The following is a 19,280-nucleotide window of genomic DNA, read 5'->3' as shown; positions in this document are numbered from 1 at the left end:
CAGGATTATCAATAAATGTGTAAATTCATTCCAGTATTAACAATCAATAGTGTAAACTTTTTTTAGGACGGGTCAGTGTCAAAACTGTAACATGGTTTCAAAAACTGTAACACGGTTTTTATTCAAATAATTACCTATCAATAACTTAACTGTTTTTCGACCCGAAAAAGTGTATCAGGTGTAACACCTCCTCGTGTTACACTTGTTACACCTCATCTACGTAAACTTCTTTACATTATGAAACACGTACTTATTCTTGATCTTGATAATACCATCTATCCGGTGAGCTCTATAGCCGGAAAGCTTTTTGGCGAGCTCTTCAAGTTGATCGATGAACATCTGCTGCCGGCAGACAAGGAAGCAGTGGAGAAGGCTAAGGACGAACTTACCCGCCGCCCTTACCAACACGTGGCCGATGAGTTTGGCTTTAGCGAAGAACTAAAAGCAAAAGGCATGCAGCTGCTTAACAACATCACGTTTGATGAGCCAATGCAGCCCTATGCAGCGTACGATGATCTACGCGCTATAACGGTAGATAAATACCTGGTGACAACCGGCTTCACCAAACTGCAGATGAGCAAAGTGAAAATGTTGGGTATAGAAGCAGATTTTAAAGGTATTTACATTGTAGATCCCGAAAGGTCCAGCCAAACGAAGAAGGACATCTTTCAACAAATAATGACAGAGAACGGTTACACGGCCGAAGGCCTGCTCGTGATTGGCGATGATCCGAAATCGGAAATTAAAGCCGCGGTTGAGCTCGGGATTGATACCTTCTTATTTGACCCGCATGATAAACATGGCGATGCCATAGTAACCTACCGCAGCAAGGATTACACCGACGTGATCAGGATTGTAAAGGAGGGTTAACCACCTTTGTTGTTACCAGCAGTTGCCCCAGGTGCCGCATGGTATGCTCGGCGGCATGCACGTATAAGCCAATCCTTGTAGACGGTAATCCGGAGCGCCCGACTGCTCGGAAGTCAGTTAACGTTTCAGGATCAATTTTACTCAATTCAATTAATGATAGATCTACCTGCCTCTTAAAATTACCCACTAAAGCATCTGTTGTGTATACTTTTACAGACGCTTTGCCTTCAGCTTCGAGATAAGCTAATTGATCTGTGGATAACTTTTCGCCACGGGCATAAGTAAATAAACGGTCGAGCACACCTGTCATGTGCTGCAAGTGAAACCCAACCGAAGCCATACCGTATACCTTGTACCAAAGTTTTTCATCAGGCCGGTCCGTCATCAAAGCATTTACTTCTTCTCTCGCCTGTAATAAGGCATGCGCCACCGGCTGCAGTAGCGAAGGCATGTTATCCAGCGGCCCTCGTAGCCACACTTCCGGTTGATTGCTCATGTAATTAGGGTTTAGTAGCCAGCCTGTCTTTAACATCATCATGGCTTAGCGTGGTAGGCAAGCCATAAACTTCCTTAACACGATCTTTGGTATTATCCGTCCATAACCAACTCGTCCAGGTCATAAACCATAGCCACTTAGGCTGGTGCTTAAGCACTGTGGCATTGGGTAACTCGCCGTTCTCGGTAAGTGCTATGGGCTTGCCGTTTGCGAGGGCAAGCAGTTCTTCGTAATCGCTTTGTTCGTAATCAAAGTGGTAAACGTCAGTACCTAAAATATCCACGTATTCGGCTCCCGGATAAAAATCTTTGTAGTGGTAAGCTTCATCTTCGGGGATGTCGCGCAGGCTGTTGGCACCCCAAACCCATATCAGGTTATTAAGGTGATGGTAGTTGGTATACCTGTCATACATCATCTTGTAGAGCTTGGCAATACCATTAGGCCCCTTTTTATTGCCCCACCAAAACCAAACACCGTTCATCTCATGATACGGCCGCCAAAGCACCGGTACATGCGCATCCTGTAGCTGTTTTAAGTAGCCTGCTATGACGTCAATTTGTGCAACCCACTTCTTATTTAAGGCAGTGCCCGGTGTGGTCAGCTCCGTCCATTGTTCGGCGGTAAGCTTGCCTTGTACGCTCTTTTTCCAGTCGTAAGGCGGCTCATCTATTGGCCGGCCCTGGTGCCACATCAAGGTGACCAGGTATCCTTCCCGCGATTTCTTTATCGACTCATTTACGATATTCTGTCCCAGGTCTTTATCGCCCCAAAGAATAAAGTCTGTACCCCAAAGTGCCGGGTATTTTCCGGTGATATTCTTTGCGGAATCGGAGAATACATTCAGGTCACTGTTGTAATTATGCTGACCCGAAAGCATGTGCTTGCCGTTAATCTCATACAAGTAAGCAAGCAAATTTTTCACCTCAGCGCTGGCGTTCTTATTAACGGGCTTAAAGGTTTGCGCCATTGGCCGGCACGACAGCAATAACAGCGGAACTACATATAATAACTTTCTCATGATTGCTTTAAAATGGCTACATATTTACCACCACTAAAAATAAAACTAAATGTGGTATAGGTATTGCTATGTTGAAAGAAATTTTACAATCTAATATTCACTGATGCGAAACTTTAACATAAAAAAAGCCTTCTGGCTCACTACGCTGATCATCCTTTCTGCCTCGCTACTTATTCTGCAAAGCTGCAAAAAGAAAAGCCGCTCTGACCTGGGCGCCACCCTTTACAAAAAAACCAAGAACAAAGTGTTCAGAGATGCCACTCCCGAAGGTTTGGCCGACGTTTTCAAGAAAGTAATGGAAGAAGAGAAAAGCCATGTGGCTAATCCAAAACTTATCGGCGCCTTCTACGAAGAAAACGGTTACGATCCGGTTTTTGTAATGGACCACATCTTTAACGGTGATGTAGACCTTACCGCTAACTACTTCGAAAAAGTAAATCAACATGGCCTTGACCCTAAAATGTTCAATGCCGACGAGATTAAAGCCCTGGTAGATAAATTCCAGGACAAGAAAGCCATCAAGAACCTCGACGAGGCGTACCGTGATATCGCTTTATTGGAAATCAAAACAGCCAATTCGCTTATCAACTACTCAAACGCGCTTCAGTACGGTATGATCAGCCCGCGTAAAATATACCAGCGCTACTACACCGAAACTAAAAGGCCGGACAGTGCAGGCATGTCAAAGATATTCTACATAAAAGACATGAAGCATTACCTGGACAGCATACAGCCTAAGGATCCGCAGTATATTGCTTTGCAAAAGGCGCTGTCATCAGGCAGTGTTGCACCGGGTATGAGCAAAGAAGAAACCATTCGCTATCTGGTAGTGAATTTGGAACGCCTGCGCTGGAAAAACAAGCCTACTCAAGACAAATATGTAATTGTGAACATTCCCGATTACCGCCTGGATGTAATAGACCATGGCCAGTCTATCCTGAACATGAAAGTGTGTGTTGGCGAAGGCCGCAATAAAGACCGTGAGAACTCGCTTGTTGAGTACGATGAAAGCGACAAGATCGACCGCCCTTTCAGCCGCGAAACACCGCAGCTAAACAGCATGATACACAGTGTACAGGTAAACCCTGTTTGGAACATCCCGCAGAGCATTGCCAGTAAAGAGATAATGGTAGAGGCGGCTAAAGACCCTTACTACTTATCAAACAAAAACATTGACGTATATAAGAATGGCAAAAAGGTAGAAGACGCTGAAACGATAGATTGGGCAAGCGCTTCGGCAGGAGATTACGAGTTCAAACAAAAACCTGGTGATGATAATGCGCTTGGTAAGATCAAGTTCCTGTTCAACAATAAGAGCAGTGTTTACCTGCACGACACCCCTGCAAAGGAACCGTTTAACTGGAACATGCGCGCAGTAAGCCACGGTTGTGTACGCCTGGAAAAACCACAGGAGCTTGCAAGAGTATTGTTTGGCGATGGTTCTACCTATCAGAAAATTGCAAATGACATGAGCCAGGACAACCCCGACCCTACTACCCTTGCAGTACCTAAAAAAGTTCCGGTTTACTTAACCTATATTACCTGCTGGGCAGACAGCAATGGCGTTATACAGTTCAGGCCCGATGTTTACGGGTTAGACATTGTATTATATGGCCATCTGCAAAAATTCGTAGCTCCAAGCCAGCAACTGGCTAACTTGTAACTCAATTTACACCTTCCTATATAAACAAAAAAGCCCGGCTGTAATGGCCGGGCTTTTTGCGGTATTTAGTTTAGTTCTGTTACAATTTTGCTACTAAAGCTGTGCTGTCTGCTTTAGCAGTATCTGCTGTGGCCGGCATTAAAAAGTTTGCCGGGGCATTCTCATCTAGTAATTTAGATGTATAGTTAGCAGTATTTGCGTTGATGAACAGCATCGAACCGCCTTTTATAGTATTGATCACCAGGCTTGAAACCTCGGGAGATACAGCAGGGCAACCAAAGCTGCGACCTAAACGACCCAATTGGTTAATAGTACCCTGGCTTACGTAATCTGCAGCGTGTACTACAATGCCACGTGCACGGGCAGCGCTGTTGATGCCTTCATCTAAACCATTTAAGCGTAGTGACTGGCCATGTTTGCCAATGTACACATCATCCGTAAGGTAAAAACCAAGGCTGCTCTGGTGCGACTCGTTATTGTTAGAGAACGCTGTAGCCATATCGTTGCCACTGCCTTGTCCGTGGGCAACCCAGGTGTTCAGCAGTACCGTTTTGTTCAATACGTCAATGATCCACATCCTCTTCTCGCGGCTTGGCTTGTTAAAGTCTACCACGGTGATAATGTTGCTGTTTTTAGCCAGTTTGTTTTCCAGTTTAAGATTGTAATAACCTGTAAGTGCTTTTTGCAGCACGGCTATATCCATACCGGTTTGGGCCAGGTTGGCAGTCTGGTAAAGTTGGTTTACATATTGAGCAAAGAACTCTTTGCTGGTTAATGTACCACCTGTTTTAACAATACCATTAATGTTTTTTGATGCGCTTGAAGGTTTCCAGCTGATAACAGTTACGGAAAATAACAATAAAGCGCCTATGATCCACCAAAGATGTTTTCTCATAATATTATGGGTTTAATCCAATAAGTTTATAATCAATTCAGGGCAGCTACGGTGCAGGATTTGCGGTTTAATAATTGCGAATGCTAATACAAATATACAAAAACAACCAGGTAACAGTGTCATTTTAATCACATCATATACTAATGATTAATTTGCTTACAGTAAAGTTAAACAATACAGATGAAAAGTGCAAGTATTTTTCTCGGGAGAACGGCTGATTAACGTTACCTGCAATGTTATCTACCATGGGCACTGCCATTGTAAATGACAAAGGCCAAACGGATCATATCTCCGGATGGCCTTTGTTATCGTGTTTTATTCAGGATTATTTATTCCAAACGATCTTTTCCTCTACAGGTATTTTGCGCTTACCTTCCGGCTGTACATCTGTATAGCCCAGGAAAAGCACACCTAACACAGCATCTTCAGCACCCAGGCCAAAGTGTTCTGCATATGCAGGTTTAAGAACAGCACCGCCAGTACTCCAGAAAGCGCCAATGTTAAGCGCAGTTGCGCCAAGCAGCAGGTTTTGTACAGCGCAGGCAGTAGCAATTATTTCTTCAAACTGGGGGATCTTTGGCAGGTCACCACGTTTTTGATAAGCAATTACCACGTGCGACGAATTGTTACCCTGGTTAGTAAGATTAGTATAGGTGGTTGGATTGAAGGTTTCCTCAGTAGTGGTGCTTTTGTAAATATCGGCATGGATAGCGCAGTATTTAGCAGGCTCCTCAAAAACGATAAAACGCCATGGTTCGGTATTGCCATGATTAGGCGCCCAGTCGGCAAGTTCCAGTACCGAGGCCACGTGGCCGTTAGGTATTTTGTTGCCATTCATGGTAGATGGCTTAATGGTACGGCGTGCTTTTATATTGCTTGCAACAGCAGCGAAAGTAGATTCCATAATGATTTCTATAAGCTTTTTGAGTGCCGCAAATTAGGAATTTTTGAGGAAAGGTAATGAGTTAAGTTGTGAACAACTAAAACTGTTGTCATGCCGAACAATAGGCACAAGCTACCTCTACCTGCTTACCGATCCGCAAATTTGTGCCGATGGAGAAAATCTATTCAACGTCATGAATACAACGTATTAACTACATACACAACTCCAATAAATTTCTGTTTCTTCATTGCAGTAAAACCCTTCAAAGGAGTTTTTTTTAGTATAGATCTAATAGTTAGGTTGTCTGAGCACAGCATCGTAAAATGACTATCCCAGTGAACGGTATAAAGTATTTCGTGCTTATTAGTATACCAGTTACGTTGCGGGCCCCATTGTAGAGTTGTATCGTCCTTACCCTCTATACACTCTTGTATGTAGGCTAGTTTCCTTTCAAATCCAAATTCATCTGCTATAAACATATAATGGTGACCCTGTTCAATTAGACTTTGCAACATCTGTTTTTCAAGTGTTACTTGAAAAATTCCCTCCGATGGTAGAAGTATGTCATACTCCTCACAAACAGATCTCAAAATTTTAACGTCTTCGTCATTCTTCCATCTGTCAACAAGACCGCCTATATTGTTCCTAAGTGCAATATCCAGTTGATTAATATTCTTGAATCCTGTTAATGATAACATTTCATTCCATGATACTATTCGGGTGATTTCTTGTTTTTCAGTAGCTTTAAAAAAGGGATGTAGCATGATATAAACGGCATCAAAATGTTCCTTATAAAAATCAAGAATAGGCATGTCTGCAAAGGCGCAAATGGAATTGTGCTCGGCTTCAAAAGTCGGCTTCGACATAGATCATCAATATTGTTCCAAAAATTCTTCTATTACATCTTCGCTATCCAGGTTTTGAATAGCATTGCCAAGCGTAATTTGCTTCTTTGCGATTGCTATAGCAGCTAGTGCCGCTGAAGCAGTACTTAAATCCCAATCATTACCGATTATGCTTATTGCTAACGAGGTTAGTTCACTTAAAGCCGTAGCATACGCTGGATAAAGTAACGAGGGTATTGCGGGGTTATTTTTATGGCGCTGTATCTCTATCAGCGATACCAATCCCAGTACGTTGTAATCAATTATTTGATTTGATTTTGCAGCCGAGATCATATGAGGAACCGCATAATACGAGGCTAATCCTACATCGCCTTGATGGTGCAGTTTGTCCCATAATTCCTGATAGATAGCGCTTACTTCATTCACTGCCACGCTGTTTTTCAACCGACTTAATACTACTGAAGCATCATACAAAGAACCTCTATAACCCCCTTCTAATTCTGCCCAGCGAGGATCGTCTAATTCTAAGTAAGGTTCATTTATGGTTTTTTTTGGAAATAGGCTACCTAAGGTAAAAGTCATTTGATAAGGATCTATTGTTTTTATAAGATAATATAGATTATTATTCAGAAGTGAAAGGCAGGAGCTGTAAAAATCCACATGCCTAAGGTAAGTCTTAGGATGTTAAATATACTCAATATCATTAAGAATGTTACCCACCTTCAATTAGCATTTGTTCGACACAAGAACAACGGAGCAGTATATCTTAGGTAACTCTATCCAAAATACTCAACCAAAATTTTTACCTTTCGCCATTGCCGCTATGGGGCATAATGGTGTATGAACAACTGGATAAAAAATTATAGCAGTATACTATGGTTGCTGGCGGGCATTATTGCCGGTACCATTGCTGGTGTTGTGTTAGGGAAGGATGCAGCGGTACTTAAGCCCATTGGCGATATATTCCTTAACCTGTTGTTTGTAGCGGTTATCCCACTGGTGTTTTTCGCCATAGCATCGGCCATTGCCAACCTGCAGGGCACGCAGAAGCTTGGGCGCATAATGGGCGTAACGGCGGCCGTATTTTTAGGGACCATCATCGTAGCTGCTGTGGTAACCATTATAGCAGTTTGGATATTGCCGCTGGGCAACAGCATGGCATCCGCGAAGGCGAATATAGACGCTGGTGCCACCGGTAAGTTCACCGGTGAACAAATAACGCAGCTTTTTACTACCAGCGAATTCTTCAACCTGCTATCGCGCAAGAACATGCTGGCCATGATCATCTTTGCCATATTGGTTGGCTTTGCCAGCCTGCGCGCCGGTGAAAAAGGTGCAGCCTTCACCCGTTTCCTGAATGACGGAAGCGAAGTTTTTAAACAACTGTTCACCATTATCATGAAAGCCGGACCGGTGGGTTTGGGGGCTTATTTCGCCTACCAGGTGGCAGAGTTCGGGCCATCGCTGTTTGGCACCTATGCCCATATACTGGGGATAGGTTACGGCGTCAGTATATTTGTGTACGCCGTGGTATATAGTATTTACGCGTTTATTGCCGGCGGTATTAGCGGCATCAGGCGGTACTGGAAAAACAATATTATACCTTCTGCAACGGCTGTTGCTACCTGCAGCAGTATAGCCACCATCCCTGCCAACCTGGATGCCGCCCGTAAGATGGGCATTACCAATGTCATAGCGGGCATCACCATCCCTCTTGGCGGGACATTACACAAAGACGGCTCGAGCATATCCTCTATTCTGAAAATGGCGGTAGTATTTGCCATGTTCGGCAAAGGGTTTGATAGTCCGCAAAATATCCTGCTGGCCCTTGGCATGACCGTATTGGTGAGCGTTGTAGAAGGTGGCATACCTAACGGCGGATACATTGGCGAACTGCTGTTCATCTCGGCTTACGGTTTCCCGGCAGAAGCGCTGCCACCGGCCATCATCATAGGTACGCTGATAGACCCTATAGCTACCCTCCTGAACGCTACTGGCGATACCGCGGCAGCCATGCTGATCAACCGGTTTGTTGAGGGAAAAACGCCAACTCATAAATAGCAAAAGCAGTCTTTTTATTACATTAGCTGTAAAATCCTATCCTTTAAATGCGTCCCTCATTACTTAAGATCAAACTGGTCTTCCTCAGAGGCTTGCTTGTTGCAGCAGCCTATTTACTCATCTATAGCTTTGTTACGTGGCTGCTTGTTTATAAGTATACGGTGTTGTCTCTTAATGAAGAGCTTGTCTCTTATTGGTTGCCGGGTGGCTTATCTATTTTAATTATCTCATTATGGATAGCTCCCCGGGGCAAACTCCTAAAACTGAAAAGTAAAAAGGTCGATCTCCCGGGCGTTTACTTCTTTATCGGCTGGATAGCGCTTTCTGTACCGGTTGTACTATTTCAAAAATACATGGAAACTGCCACAGGAGTGCTAACCACGCTGAACAGGATTAGTGAGCTGCCGGGTGGTGATTTGACCAAGTATTATAAGATTAAACAGCACTATGTAGATAAACTGCACCCCGCAATTTACCGGAAAGCGGAAGTTAGCGGTAAGAATGACCAATATTTAACCTTTTATATTTATTTAGCTTGCCCTGTTGTTGATAGCAGGGAGAAGGTTGATTCAACCGCACAACAACTTTCGCGTCCACCGATAGCCTGGCTTGGCGTTAAATACAGCAAACAATAAGCAATTCCGTTAACGACGCGGAAAAGGAGCAAGCTTTTAAGGACCTTGCTGCTGATGCCGAGCAGCAATTTAGAGCAGCAGAACTGGATGATCTGGTGTATCTGAACCGCATGGGTAACAACAATGCACGTAAAGCTTACTATCACGCCGTTGCCAGCGTGTTCTCTAACGAAGTGCAACCCATCGTTTTTGAAGCAATGAAAGAACCCTTTGAAGACCGGAACGGTAAGTATTTTGAATGGACATTGGGGTCTTTTGCCATTGGGACCATGGTTTGGCTGGTGATGTGCATGCTGCCCGGATTAGAACCCTATGAGCTAAGCAAATTACAGGCGAAATCAGCAGATAAATTGTCCCCGGCAAAGCATCTATCTGCAATACTAACCCAAGGACGGGAAGCGTCCGCCACGTTCATACTTACCGGCGTAAACATCCTGGTGTTTGTAATAATGGTTTTTGCTGGACTTGGTTTTATGTCATTTGATGCGCAGGATTTGTACCAATGGGGAGCGAACCAGCGCGCAGCTGTGCTAGCCGGGCAGTGGTGGCGCTTACTCAGCAGTACATTTTTACATGGCGGTGCTATGCACTTGTTTGGAAATACTTACGGGCTACTAATTGTGGGTGCAATGGTGGAGCAGTATATCGGGAGAGTAAAACTTTTTGTCGCCTATTTCGCTTGCGGCCTGATTGCGAGTATCGCCAGTATCTGGTGGCATCCAGATACTGTTAGCGTGGGCGCTTCTGGTGCAATATTTGGCTTATGCGGTGTATTGCTTGCTTTGCTTATCACCAACAAAACCGATGGTGCATTTAAAACCGGAGGATTAATATTTATAGGCCTTTATGCAGGTATAAATCTGTTATTCGGTCTAAAAGGCAATGTAGATAACGCTGCGCATGTGGGCGGACTTGTTGGGGGTATTATTGTTGGCTTGATCATGTCAGCGTTTGTGAAGCCTCCCAAGCAAAATAAAAGAACTTCAAGAAAGCGAGCCGCGAGTGTTGAACAAGCAGCGGAAGAAACCGACCCTAACGATGAGACGAAACCTGACGCATAAACGCCTGTATCACCATCACAAAATTGCCGAAAAACTGTAACATGGTTGCAAAAACTGTAACATGTTACAACATGTAAATTTCACAAGAAGCTTAACTACAAGGATTTACTTAAAATGAGAGCAAAATAAGTGTAACAGGTGTAACACACTCACGCGTGTTACGCCTGTTAGTATAATGGTGGGTATTTGGCAGGGTTTGCCTCGTTCATCATGCTGTAAACAACATCTATAATATCATCAGTAGAAGGCTTGCTGAAGTAGTCGCCATCTGATCCGTACGGCGGCCGGTGTTCGGCGCCGCAAAGCGTTTTAGGCTGTGCATCCAGTGCAAAGTAACCTTCCTGGACTTCCAGTACTTTCTGCAGTATATAAGCAGAACCACCACCCGGAAGATCCTCATCCACTACCAGCAGCTTATTTGTTTTCCGCAGCGACTGAGCGCAGATGTGTTCCGTATCAAACGGATAGAGCGTTTGCGGATCTATCACCTCTATGTTAATGCCCATCTTCTCCAGGTCTTCGGCAGCTTCCTGTACAATCCGCAGCGTTGAGCCATAGCTAATAACGGTAACATCGGTACCTTCTCTTACAATCTCTGCTTTCCCCAGCGGTACAGTGAATTCACCCACGTTAGCGGGTAGTTTCTCTTTAAGGCGATAACCGTTGAGGCTTTCAATAACCAAAGCCGGTTCGTCGCCTCTTAAAAGGGTGTTGTACATGCCGGCTGCTTGCGTCATGTTACGTGGCACACATATGTGCATTCCCCGCATCGAGTTCAGTATCATGCCTAGTGGCGACCCGGAGTGCCAGATTCCCTCTAAACGATGCCCACGGGTACGTACAATAAGTGGGGCTTTTTGCCCGCCGCTGCTGCGATAGCTAAGGCTCGCAACGTCGTCGCTAAGTACGGTAAGGGCGTACAACAGGTAATCCAGGTATTGTATCTCCGCAATCGGACGGAAGCCACGCATGGCCAAGCCCAGGCCCTGCCCCACTATAGTTGCCTCACGAATACCAGTGTCAGTGATCCGCAGATCGCTGTACTTGGCCTGCAAACCGGCAAACCCCTGGTTTACATCGCCAATTGCACCTACGTCTTCGCCAAAGGCAACAATGCTTTTATCCCGTTCAAAGTTAGCGTCAAAGCACGCGTTAAGCACTTCCCTGCCGTCTATCAGTTTTGAGTCGTCGGTATAGTCTGCTGCCACTGCAGGCACCAGTAAAGGTGAATTCGGCGAGTTAGTAAACAGTTTTGAATTAAACCGTTCTTTGTTTTTTATCGTTTCGGCTTTTAAGTAATCAACCAAGGCCTGGCGCTGTTCTGTCTTCTCATTTAACGTAATGCGAAGCGCCTTTTTTATAGCAGCGACGGTATCTCTCCTACCGGGATCAACACACGCCTGCAGCGATTCTATCAACTGATGCAGCTCAGCGTATTTAGATGAATGTTCGGCAACGCTTTCCATTAGGCGAACGGCATCCGCCATTTCATCCTTTATCTCGCCATCCAAATCTGCCCAAGCAGCTTTCTGGCATTCGCGAACGTATTTTTTTGCGGTTGCTTCAAGCTCATCAATCTCCTCATTGGTGATGATAGCCGACTCTACCATCCATTTACGCATTTGTAAGAGGCAATCGTGTTCCTCTTCCCAGGCAAGGCGTTCTTTAGACTTGTAGCGCTCATGGGACCCTGACGTAGAGTGTCCCTGTGGCTGCGTCATCTCCGTAACATGTATCATTACCGGTACGTGCTCTTCACGGCAGATTTTGATGGCGCGCTCGTAGGTTTCACAAAGGGCAACGTAGTCCCAACCCTTTACTTTAAATATCTCGTATCCTTTACCGTTGGCATCCCGTTGGAAGCCTTTGAGTACTTCTGATATATCTGATTTGGTAGTTTGCAACCGGGCCGGAACTGATATTGCGTAAGCATCATCCCATATTGAGATAGCCATTGGTACCTGCAATACTCCGGCAGCATTAAAAGACTCGAAAAACAAACCTTCAGAAGTGGAGCCGTTGCCGATTGTTCCAAATGCTACCTCGTTTCCATTTACAGAAAAGTTACTCAGGTATTCGAGTTCTTTGTTCTGGCGGTATAGTTTAGATGCATAAGCCAGCCCGAGCAAGCGGGGCATGTGCCCTCCTGTTGTAGAAAGGTCCGAAGCTGTATTCTTGGTTTGTGCCTGATTGGTAAAGTTGCCGTTCTCATCTACATAACGAGTAGCATAGTGGCAGTTCATTTGCCTTCCGCCTGATGCAGGGTCCTTTGTAATATCAGGATTTGCATATAACTGTGCAAAAAACTCTTTAAGGTTGCTCATGCCTGTAGCGAACATAAAGGTTTGGTCGCGGTAGTAACCAGCGCGCCAATCTCCCGTAAGAAAAACTTTCGCCATGGCTAATTGGGCAACTTCTTTACCATCGCCAAATATGCCAAACTTAGCCTTACCCGTAAGTACTTCGCGCCTGCCCAGCAAACTTGCCTGGCGGCTTTCGTAACCAATACGGTAATCGCTTATCACAATTTTCCGGAAATCGTCAAAACTGAGTTCGCCGGCTTTCAGATCATTGCCTTGTTGTAATACAGTTTCGGGCATACTATATTTCGTTTAAGCGGTAAAAGTATAAAATTCTGTTTTGTTTTTTGTAGGCTGTTAGTAAAACATCTCCTTACCACATTAGTTTTGTTATTACTTTAAACCTTTTATATTTGTAGTAATCAAATAGGTAATTATGAAAAAGATAATGATAATCTGCGCAGTGTTTTTAGGCCTTGCCTTTACTGCAAATACTGCCATGGCGCAAAGTGACGACAAAGCTGAATTTAAATTCAACGAGGAAAAACACGATTTTGGCAAGATACCACAAGGTGTGCCTGTTACTACCGTTTTTGAATTCACCAACGTTGGCCAGGAACCTCTGATTTTGTCGGAAGTAAGGCCAACATGCGGCTGTACAATTGCCGATTACACTAAAACGCCGGTTCTTAAAGGTGCAAAAGGAACAATCAAGATTACCTATAATGCAGTTGCACTTTCTGGCTTTAATAAAACCATTGTGGTTACTTCAAATGCTAAAACACCTACAAAATACCTGAATATTACAGGTGAGGTAATAGCAAAGCCTGCAGCAAGCAGCAAATAAGTATCTTAATCTTAAAAAATCTAAAGGCATCGACACTCGATGCCTTTTTTGTTCGCAACGGTCTTCACTGCCGCTAGATTATCTCACCTCTCTCTAAGTGAAATTTAAAGGGGTTAAATATTTTGCTAATTTTGCACATGCCAAAAATTTCGCAGAAAGGGCAACGCATGCCCGCATCACCTATACGTAAGCTAACACCTTTTGCTGATAAGGCTAAGCTGGAAGGAAAAAAGGTTTATCATTTAAATATTGGTCAGCCTGATATAGAAACCCCGGAAGGCATGCTGAATGCCATTAAGAATATCGACTTTAAAGTTTGGGCTTATACCGCTTCCGAGGGCACATTGAGCTATCGTAAAAAGCTTGTAGAGTACTACAACAAATTAGGTTATAACATAACGCCTGAAAATATAATTGTAACGACAGGAGGATCTGAAGCAATTACTATTGCAATGATGAGCTGCCTTGATGAAGGTGATGAGGTAATTATTCCTGAACCTTTTTACGCGAACTACAATGGTTTTGCTAACCAAACCGATGTTGTGGTAAAACCAATATTGTCTTACATTGAAAATGGTTTCGCGCTGCCGCCGATAAGCGAATTTGAGAAGCTTATCACACCAAAAACCAAAGCTATAATCATTTGCAACCCCAACAACCCAACAGGTTACTTATACTCTAAAGAAGAGCTTGAGGCGTTAAAGCAACTTGCTTTAAAGTACGACCTTTATATATTTTCAGACGAAGCCTATCGTGAGTTTTGTTATGACGGACGCACATTCATATCTCCTATGCACCTGGACGGCATTGATGAAAACGTAATTGTTATGGACACTGTCAGCAAACGTTATAGTGCATGCGGCGCGCGCCTGGGATGCCTTATCACCAAAAACAAGGCTGTAATTGCTGCCGGTTTAAAGTTTGCACAAGCAAGATTATCACCGGGCATGGTAGAACAAATAGCCGGGGAGGCTGCGGTTGATACACCCGATGAATATTTTAATGCCGTTAACGCCGAATACACTAAACGCCGCGATACGCTGGTATCTGCCCTTAACAAAATTGAAGGTGTTTACTGCCCAAATCCTGGTGGTGCATTTTATGTGGTAGCAAAATTCCCCATAGATAACGCTGATAAGTTTTGCCAGTGGATGTTAGAAAGCTTCAGTTATGAGAACCAAACTGTGATGATGGCTCCGGCTACCGGCTTTTACAGCACGCCAAGCGCCGGAACAAACGAAGTCCGCATGGCGTATGTGCTTAACAACGACGATCTAAATAAAGCAATGACCTGCCTTGCAGAAGGATTAAAAGCTTACCCAGGAAGAGTTTAGCAAAATAAGTTAAAGGCGTAAATAAAGTTGGTTCTTGCTGCGAGTAATTTATGAGGTTTAGCGAGACCTTTGATACAAATAAAGGTAACATCAGTTGGATGAATAATCTCCGGCTGATTGCAATATTTGCTGTAGTTGCTTTGCACACGGCTTCGCCACTATTATTCGCATACAATTCAGTTAGCGCTTCAGATTGGATTGCGGGCGACCTTTATAACGCACTTACCCGCTTCGCGGTTCCTGTGTTTGTGATGATAACAGGTGCTTTACTCCTCGGTCGCGAATACAACCTGTTTGATTTTTTAAGAAAACGTTTAGGCAGGTTGATCCTGCCTTTTTTATTTTGGAGCTTAGTATATATCACTTATCGCTACTACAACGAAGAATTCGTTTTCACCGGTAAAATTTGGACAGATGTACGTTTTGTTCTGCACCAGTTAAAAACAGGTAGTTATTACCACCTGTGGTACATATACGAACTTATTGGTTTGTACTTATTTATCCCTGTGCTAAGTAAATTCGTGCGCAATGCAACAGAAAAAGAGCTACTTTACTTTTTAGCAGTGTGGTTTTTCGCAATGCTTTTTAGTCTTCCTTACCTGAGCTCATTAGAGACCGCTGTAGATCTGCATAACTTCAGCGGTTACATCGGCTACCTGGTGCTGGGTTATTATTTATCTCACAAAAAGATCAACCTTCATGGCATCGCGGTCAGCGCTGCATTGGCCTTTATTTGTTTAGCCACTATTATAGCTGCGGGTACATACTATCGTCAGGTTAAGCTCCATGAACTAAGCACCTACTTTTACGAACCAATCGGTCCTTTTGTAGTATTGCTTTCTGCCAGTGCATTGACCATAGCTAAATACACGGTTGTCAAGATAGCCCAACCCATGCAAGTGTTTTTAGATAATGTAAGCAAAAGCACTTTAGGCATCTACTTTTGCCACCCCTTGGTTCTTAATTTTTTTGAATTAAACGGAATTACTTATGCAGCCTTTAATCCTATTGTAAGCATCCCTACCATTGCCCTGGCATGCTTTCTAATTTCATGGCTGTTAATATGGTTGATGCGTAAAATACCACTGTTAAAACATCTTGTGGAATAAGTTAACTGCACGGCTGTCGGGTTATATGTACTTTGGTAAGGATTTTGCTTTTGTTATAGCAGGTGCTTTATACAGGGGCTTTACCAACTAAATTGTATATTTGCATTATTATCTGCTCACTGCAGCAACAAAAGCAGGCTCAACAAAATGGGGTCGACCGGAATTGACAGGATGGAGATGAATAAGTAAGCATGCAGCGCGTTGGGTGAATTAGCGCTCTAATCTGAACACTCAAACACACAAACGGCGAAAATAACTACGCCTTAGCTGCCTAATTTAGAATTAGCATAGCTTTTGTCCCGCCGGTTTTCGGTTCCATTGAGCCGGCATCAGGGGCATCGACAAACGGAACTGGCCCGCTTAGGGTGTGATAAGCAGGCGAGATAAAGCACCTACGGAAGACGGTACAGGCAAGCAACTGGCCTTCCCCTTCCCGACAATTTAACAGAAGCTAAGCATGTAGAAAGCTTACTTTATACCATGTTTGGACGAGGGTTCGAATCCCTCCGGCTCCACGAATTAAGGTTTAAATGAGTAAAAAACGCTATAAATCATCGATTTATAGCGTTTTTTTTATGAATTCCAGTCTAAAAGAGTCTATATAAATGCATGTTTCGGGAGACCTAATCGAGACCTGTTTGCACTTTTGTAACTTAGGTCGCGCAAAACTCCACAACGAGCTTACAATCAGTGTATTGCAAAAATCGGCACGCCAGATTGTCAGTAGTTTTTAACATGATTTTTAACTAGTTGCGAGACCTATTATGACTACAAATTTTGCCCTTTCGTTTCAGGTGAAACGAACCAAGGTTCATTCCGGAGGAAATGCGCCTATTTATTTAAGAATTACGATCGATAGCAGCCGCGTCGAAGTTGCTACCAAGCGAAGTGTTAACCCGTCAATGTGGAATATCGAAGCTCAAAAAGCGACGGGTAGTTCAGACGAAGCACGCTCCATTAACAACCATTTAAAGACTCTGGAACAGAATGCTTATGAAATTTACCGTGAAATGCTGGAACGAAAAATACCGCTTACTGCGCAGGCTTTCAAGGATCGCATGAATGGTGTTCAGGGGGAAGTAACTACCCGGATGCTCATTCCCATCTTTCAGGATCACAACCGTCAAATGGAAGCGTTAGTGGGCAAAGAGTACGCCCGTGCGACAGCTATCCGCTATCAAACCACGCTTAAGCATCTGATCAACTTTCTCAAATGGAAGTACAAGGTATCTGATATAGATATCCGTCGTTTGGATCATGAATTTGTCACCTCATTGGAATTCTATTTGAGAACCGTTCGGAATTGTAATAACAATTCAGCCGTAAAATACATCAAAAACGTGAAGAAGATCGTGCATCTCTGCATGGCTAACAACTGGCTTGATCGTAATCCATTCGGTAATTATAAAACTAAGATTAAGGAAGTGATCAGAGACTTTTTGTCGAGTGAGGAACTGGAAGCGATACAAAATAAATTATTTGTCAGCGACCGGCTCAATCAGGTGAAAGATGTTTTTTTGTTTAGTTGTTTTACAGGTTTGGCTTACGCCGATGTGAACAAACTTAAACGGATTGAGATCAACACCGGTATTGACAACAACAAGTGGATATTCACCACTCGTCAGAAAACCGATACGGCCTCCCGTATACCCCTCCTTCCTGCAGCTTTAGACATTCTCAACAAATATGAAAATCATCCCGAATGTGTTAATGCAGGAAAATTGCTACCTGTACTCACTAATCAGAAGATGAACGCTTACCTGAAAGAAATAGCGGATGTTTGTGGTATAGAAAAGGAATTGACGTTCCACATTGCCCGTCACACCTTTGCGACCACAGTCACGTTAGCCAATGGCGTATCCATCGAAAGTGTTTCGAAAATGCTGGGACATAAAAACATCCGGACAACCCAGCACTATGCGAAATCCTGGACAGTCAGGTTAGCCGGGATATGGATTTAATAAGGGCGAAATTTGACTCAGCCGCTGCTGCCCCATGCAAAATTTCACCTGCAGAAGAAAGGGCAAACGGATGAAACCTCATCAAAAAGACAAGTTGTTTTTATCAGTCAGGGAATTGATTGAGAATGCCCAACGAAGTGTAGTTAAGAGTATCAATATAAATATGGTACTAACTCATTTCCAAATTGGGCGGATGATCGTAGAAGATGAGCAGGGCGGGCAAACCTATGCCTCCTATGGCGCGGCAACCATCAAGAATCTCAGTTCCTATCTGACTCAAATTTTCGGTCGGGGGTTTTCGACAGATAACCTGGAGAACATGAGAGCATTTTATCTTGAATACAGAAATTCCGACGCACTGCGTAGGATTTCTGATGCAGGTAACTTAAATTCCGAATCAGTGATTCGGAATTTACAGAATGAGTTTGGACTAAGCTGGACCCACTATCTTCAACTATTAAAAATCAAAGGTAAGCAGGAGCGCCAATTTTATCATTTGGAAGCCGTGACCAACAACTGGTCGGTTCGCGAACTACAGCGTCAAATAGGGTCTTCACTGTATGAACGATTGGCATTAAGCCGTGATAAAGAAGCCGTTCAGAGACTTGCACAGGAAGGAAAGATTCTAGAGCGGCCAACGGATATCCTGAAGCAACCCCTGATCCTGGAATTTCTAAATTTGAAAGAAGACAGCCGATATTCTGAGAATGACCTGGAAACAGCTATTATTAACAAACTTGAGCATTTCATGCTCGAGTTAGGTAAAGGGTTCCTGTTCGAAGGGCGACAGCGGAGGATTACACTTAATGGCGATCACTTCTGGGTCGATCTGGTATTTTACAACAGATTGCTGAACTGCTTCGTTTTGATCGATCTAAAAATCGGTAAACTCACACATCAAGATATTGGCCAAATGCAGATGTATGTTAACTACTATGACCGGAAGATCAAATTAAATAATGAAAATCCAACCATAGGTATCATTCTATGTAAAGAAAATAACAGTGCGGTTGTTGAATATACCCTCCCATTAGATAACCAGCATATCTTCAGCAAGGAGTATAAACTTTATCTGCCGAGAAAGGAGGAATTAAAGCGTCAATTAGAGTAACAAGGCGACGAGAATAGATCAAAAAAGACTTTCATACTGATGTAAACTGCTCCAGCGTAAATCTCACTCACCGGAATCTGATGTTCTTTGGCTTTGATCCAGGTTTTTGATGTGCTAGATCTTGTCAATGGTGATCATGAAAGACCGGTGTATACGGGCGAAATTAAAGCAAGCCCAAGCACGTGGAACCA

General features: G+C 43.6%; 17 protein-coding genes and 1 other RNA gene. 11 read left to right on the top strand and 7 right to left on the bottom strand.

Annotated elements, in window-relative coordinates; all coding sequences use genetic code 11:
• Positions 1–237 precede the first annotated feature (237 nt).
• Positions 238–870 (top strand): HAD family hydrolase, encoded by a 633-nt coding sequence (locus AC59GT_RS17325; protein WP_497238794.1) that lies wholly within the window; start codon positions 238–240, stop codon positions 868–870.
• On the opposite strand, the gene AC59GT_RS17320 is transcribed toward AC59GT_RS17325, so the two are convergent.
• A complete protein-coding gene (locus tag AC59GT_RS17320) occupies positions 848–1,366 on the bottom strand; it encodes a DinB family protein (protein WP_497238793.1) in 519 nt (172 codons plus the stop codon). The genes AC59GT_RS17325 and AC59GT_RS17320 overlap by 23 nt on opposite strands.
• 4 nt (positions 1,367–1,370) lie before the next feature.
• Positions 1,371–2,384: a glycosyl hydrolase gene (locus AC59GT_RS17315; RefSeq protein ID WP_497238792.1), complete on the bottom strand. Its 1,014-nt coding sequence runs from the start codon at positions 2,382–2,384 to the stop codon at positions 1,371–1,373.
• Between the two features lie 103 nt (positions 2,385–2,487).
• On the opposite strand from AC59GT_RS17315, the gene AC59GT_RS17310 reads away from it, so the two are divergent.
• On the top strand, positions 2,488–4,047 hold the full coding sequence (locus tag AC59GT_RS17310; RefSeq protein WP_497238791.1) for a L,D-transpeptidase family protein: 1,560 nt from the start codon (positions 2,488–2,490) through the stop codon (positions 4,045–4,047).
• A 79-nt stretch (positions 4,048–4,126) separates the two neighbouring features.
• Here the strand turns inward: AC59GT_RS17310 and AC59GT_RS17305 are convergent, their stop codons facing one another.
• From AC59GT_RS17305 to AC59GT_RS17290, 4 genes are all read right to left on the bottom strand, one after another.
• A complete protein-coding gene (locus AC59GT_RS17305) occupies positions 4,127–4,942 on the bottom strand; it encodes a murein L,D-transpeptidase catalytic domain family protein (protein WP_497238790.1) in 816 nt (271 codons plus the stop codon).
• Positions 4,943–5,267: 325 nt separating this feature from the next.
• Positions 5,268–5,846 carry a nitroreductase family protein gene (locus AC59GT_RS17300; RefSeq protein WP_497238789.1) on the bottom strand — a complete coding sequence of 193 codons (579 nt, stop codon included), beginning with the start codon at positions 5,844–5,846 and terminating at the stop codon, positions 5,268–5,270.
• Positions 5,847–6,016: 170 nt separating this feature from the next.
• Positions 6,017–6,691: a DUF2711 family protein gene (locus tag AC59GT_RS17295; protein WP_497238788.1), complete on the bottom strand. Its 675-nt coding sequence runs from the start codon at positions 6,689–6,691 to the stop codon at positions 6,017–6,019.
• Between the two features lie 6 nt (positions 6,692–6,697).
• Positions 6,698–7,252 carry a hypothetical protein gene (locus AC59GT_RS17290; RefSeq protein WP_497238787.1) on the bottom strand — a complete coding sequence of 185 codons (555 nt, stop codon included), beginning with the start codon at positions 7,250–7,252 and terminating at the stop codon, positions 6,698–6,700.
• A 258-nt stretch (positions 7,253–7,510) separates the two neighbouring features.
• Between AC59GT_RS17290 and AC59GT_RS17285 the strand changes: the two genes are divergently transcribed.
• The 3 genes from AC59GT_RS17285 to AC59GT_RS17275 all read left to right on the top strand — a co-directional run bounded on the left by AC59GT_RS17285 (position 7,511) and on the right by AC59GT_RS17275 (position 10,427).
• Entirely contained in the window at positions 7,511–8,731 is a 1,221-nt protein-coding gene (locus AC59GT_RS17285) for a dicarboxylate/amino acid:cation symporter (protein WP_497238786.1), read from the top strand.
• Between the two features lie 47 nt (positions 8,732–8,778).
• Positions 8,779–9,366: a hypothetical protein gene (locus tag AC59GT_RS17280; RefSeq protein ID WP_497238785.1), complete on the top strand. Its 588-nt coding sequence runs from the start codon at positions 8,779–8,781 to the stop codon at positions 9,364–9,366.
• Between the two features lie 110 nt (positions 9,367–9,476).
• A complete protein-coding gene (locus AC59GT_RS17275) occupies positions 9,477–10,427 on the top strand; it encodes a rhomboid family intramembrane serine protease (RefSeq protein WP_497238784.1) in 951 nt (316 codons plus the stop codon).
• A 167-nt stretch (positions 10,428–10,594) separates the two neighbouring features.
• Here AC59GT_RS17275 and AC59GT_RS17270 read toward each other — a convergent pair whose 3' ends face one another.
• Positions 10,595–13,027 carry an alpha-ketoacid dehydrogenase subunit alpha/beta gene (locus AC59GT_RS17270; RefSeq protein WP_497238783.1) on the bottom strand — a complete coding sequence of 811 codons (2,433 nt, stop codon included), beginning with the start codon at positions 13,025–13,027 and terminating at the stop codon, positions 10,595–10,597.
• A 136-nt stretch (positions 13,028–13,163) separates the two neighbouring features.
• Between AC59GT_RS17270 and AC59GT_RS17265 the strand changes: the two genes are divergently transcribed.
• The 6 genes from AC59GT_RS17265 (at position 13,164) to AC59GT_RS17240 (ending at position 19,089) form a co-directional block, all read left to right on the top strand.
• On the top strand, positions 13,164–13,574 hold the full coding sequence (locus tag AC59GT_RS17265) for a DUF1573 domain-containing protein (protein WP_497238782.1): 411 nt from the start codon (positions 13,164–13,166) through the stop codon (positions 13,572–13,574).
• 137 nt (positions 13,575–13,711) lie between these two features.
• On the top strand, positions 13,712–14,908 hold the full coding sequence (locus AC59GT_RS17260) for a pyridoxal phosphate-dependent aminotransferase (protein WP_497238781.1): 1,197 nt from the start codon (positions 13,712–13,714) through the stop codon (positions 14,906–14,908).
• A 50-nt stretch (positions 14,909–14,958) separates the two neighbouring features.
• Positions 14,959–16,017 (top strand): acyltransferase, encoded by a 1,059-nt coding sequence (locus AC59GT_RS17255; RefSeq protein ID WP_497238780.1) that lies wholly within the window; start codon positions 14,959–14,961, stop codon positions 16,015–16,017.
• Positions 16,018–16,166: 149 nt separating this feature from the next.
• Positions 16,167–16,535: a transfer-messenger RNA gene (ssrA, locus tag AC59GT_RS17250) on the top strand.
• Positions 16,536–16,781: 246 nt separating this feature from the next.
• Positions 16,782–17,978, top strand: a complete 1,197-nt coding sequence (locus tag AC59GT_RS17245) for a site-specific integrase (RefSeq protein WP_497238779.1) — start codon at positions 16,782–16,784, stop codon at positions 17,976–17,978.
• Positions 17,979–18,048: 70 nt separating this feature from the next.
• Positions 18,049–19,089 (top strand): PDDEXK nuclease domain-containing protein, encoded by a 1,041-nt coding sequence (locus tag AC59GT_RS17240; RefSeq protein ID WP_497238778.1) that lies wholly within the window; start codon positions 18,049–18,051, stop codon positions 19,087–19,089.
• Positions 19,090–19,280: the final 191 nt, after the last annotated feature.

This window comes from Mucilaginibacter sp. 320_HR, assembly GCF_059691875.1.
Note: the sequence above shows the minus strand (reverse complement) of the source record. Positions and strands in the feature narration are given on the sequence as shown.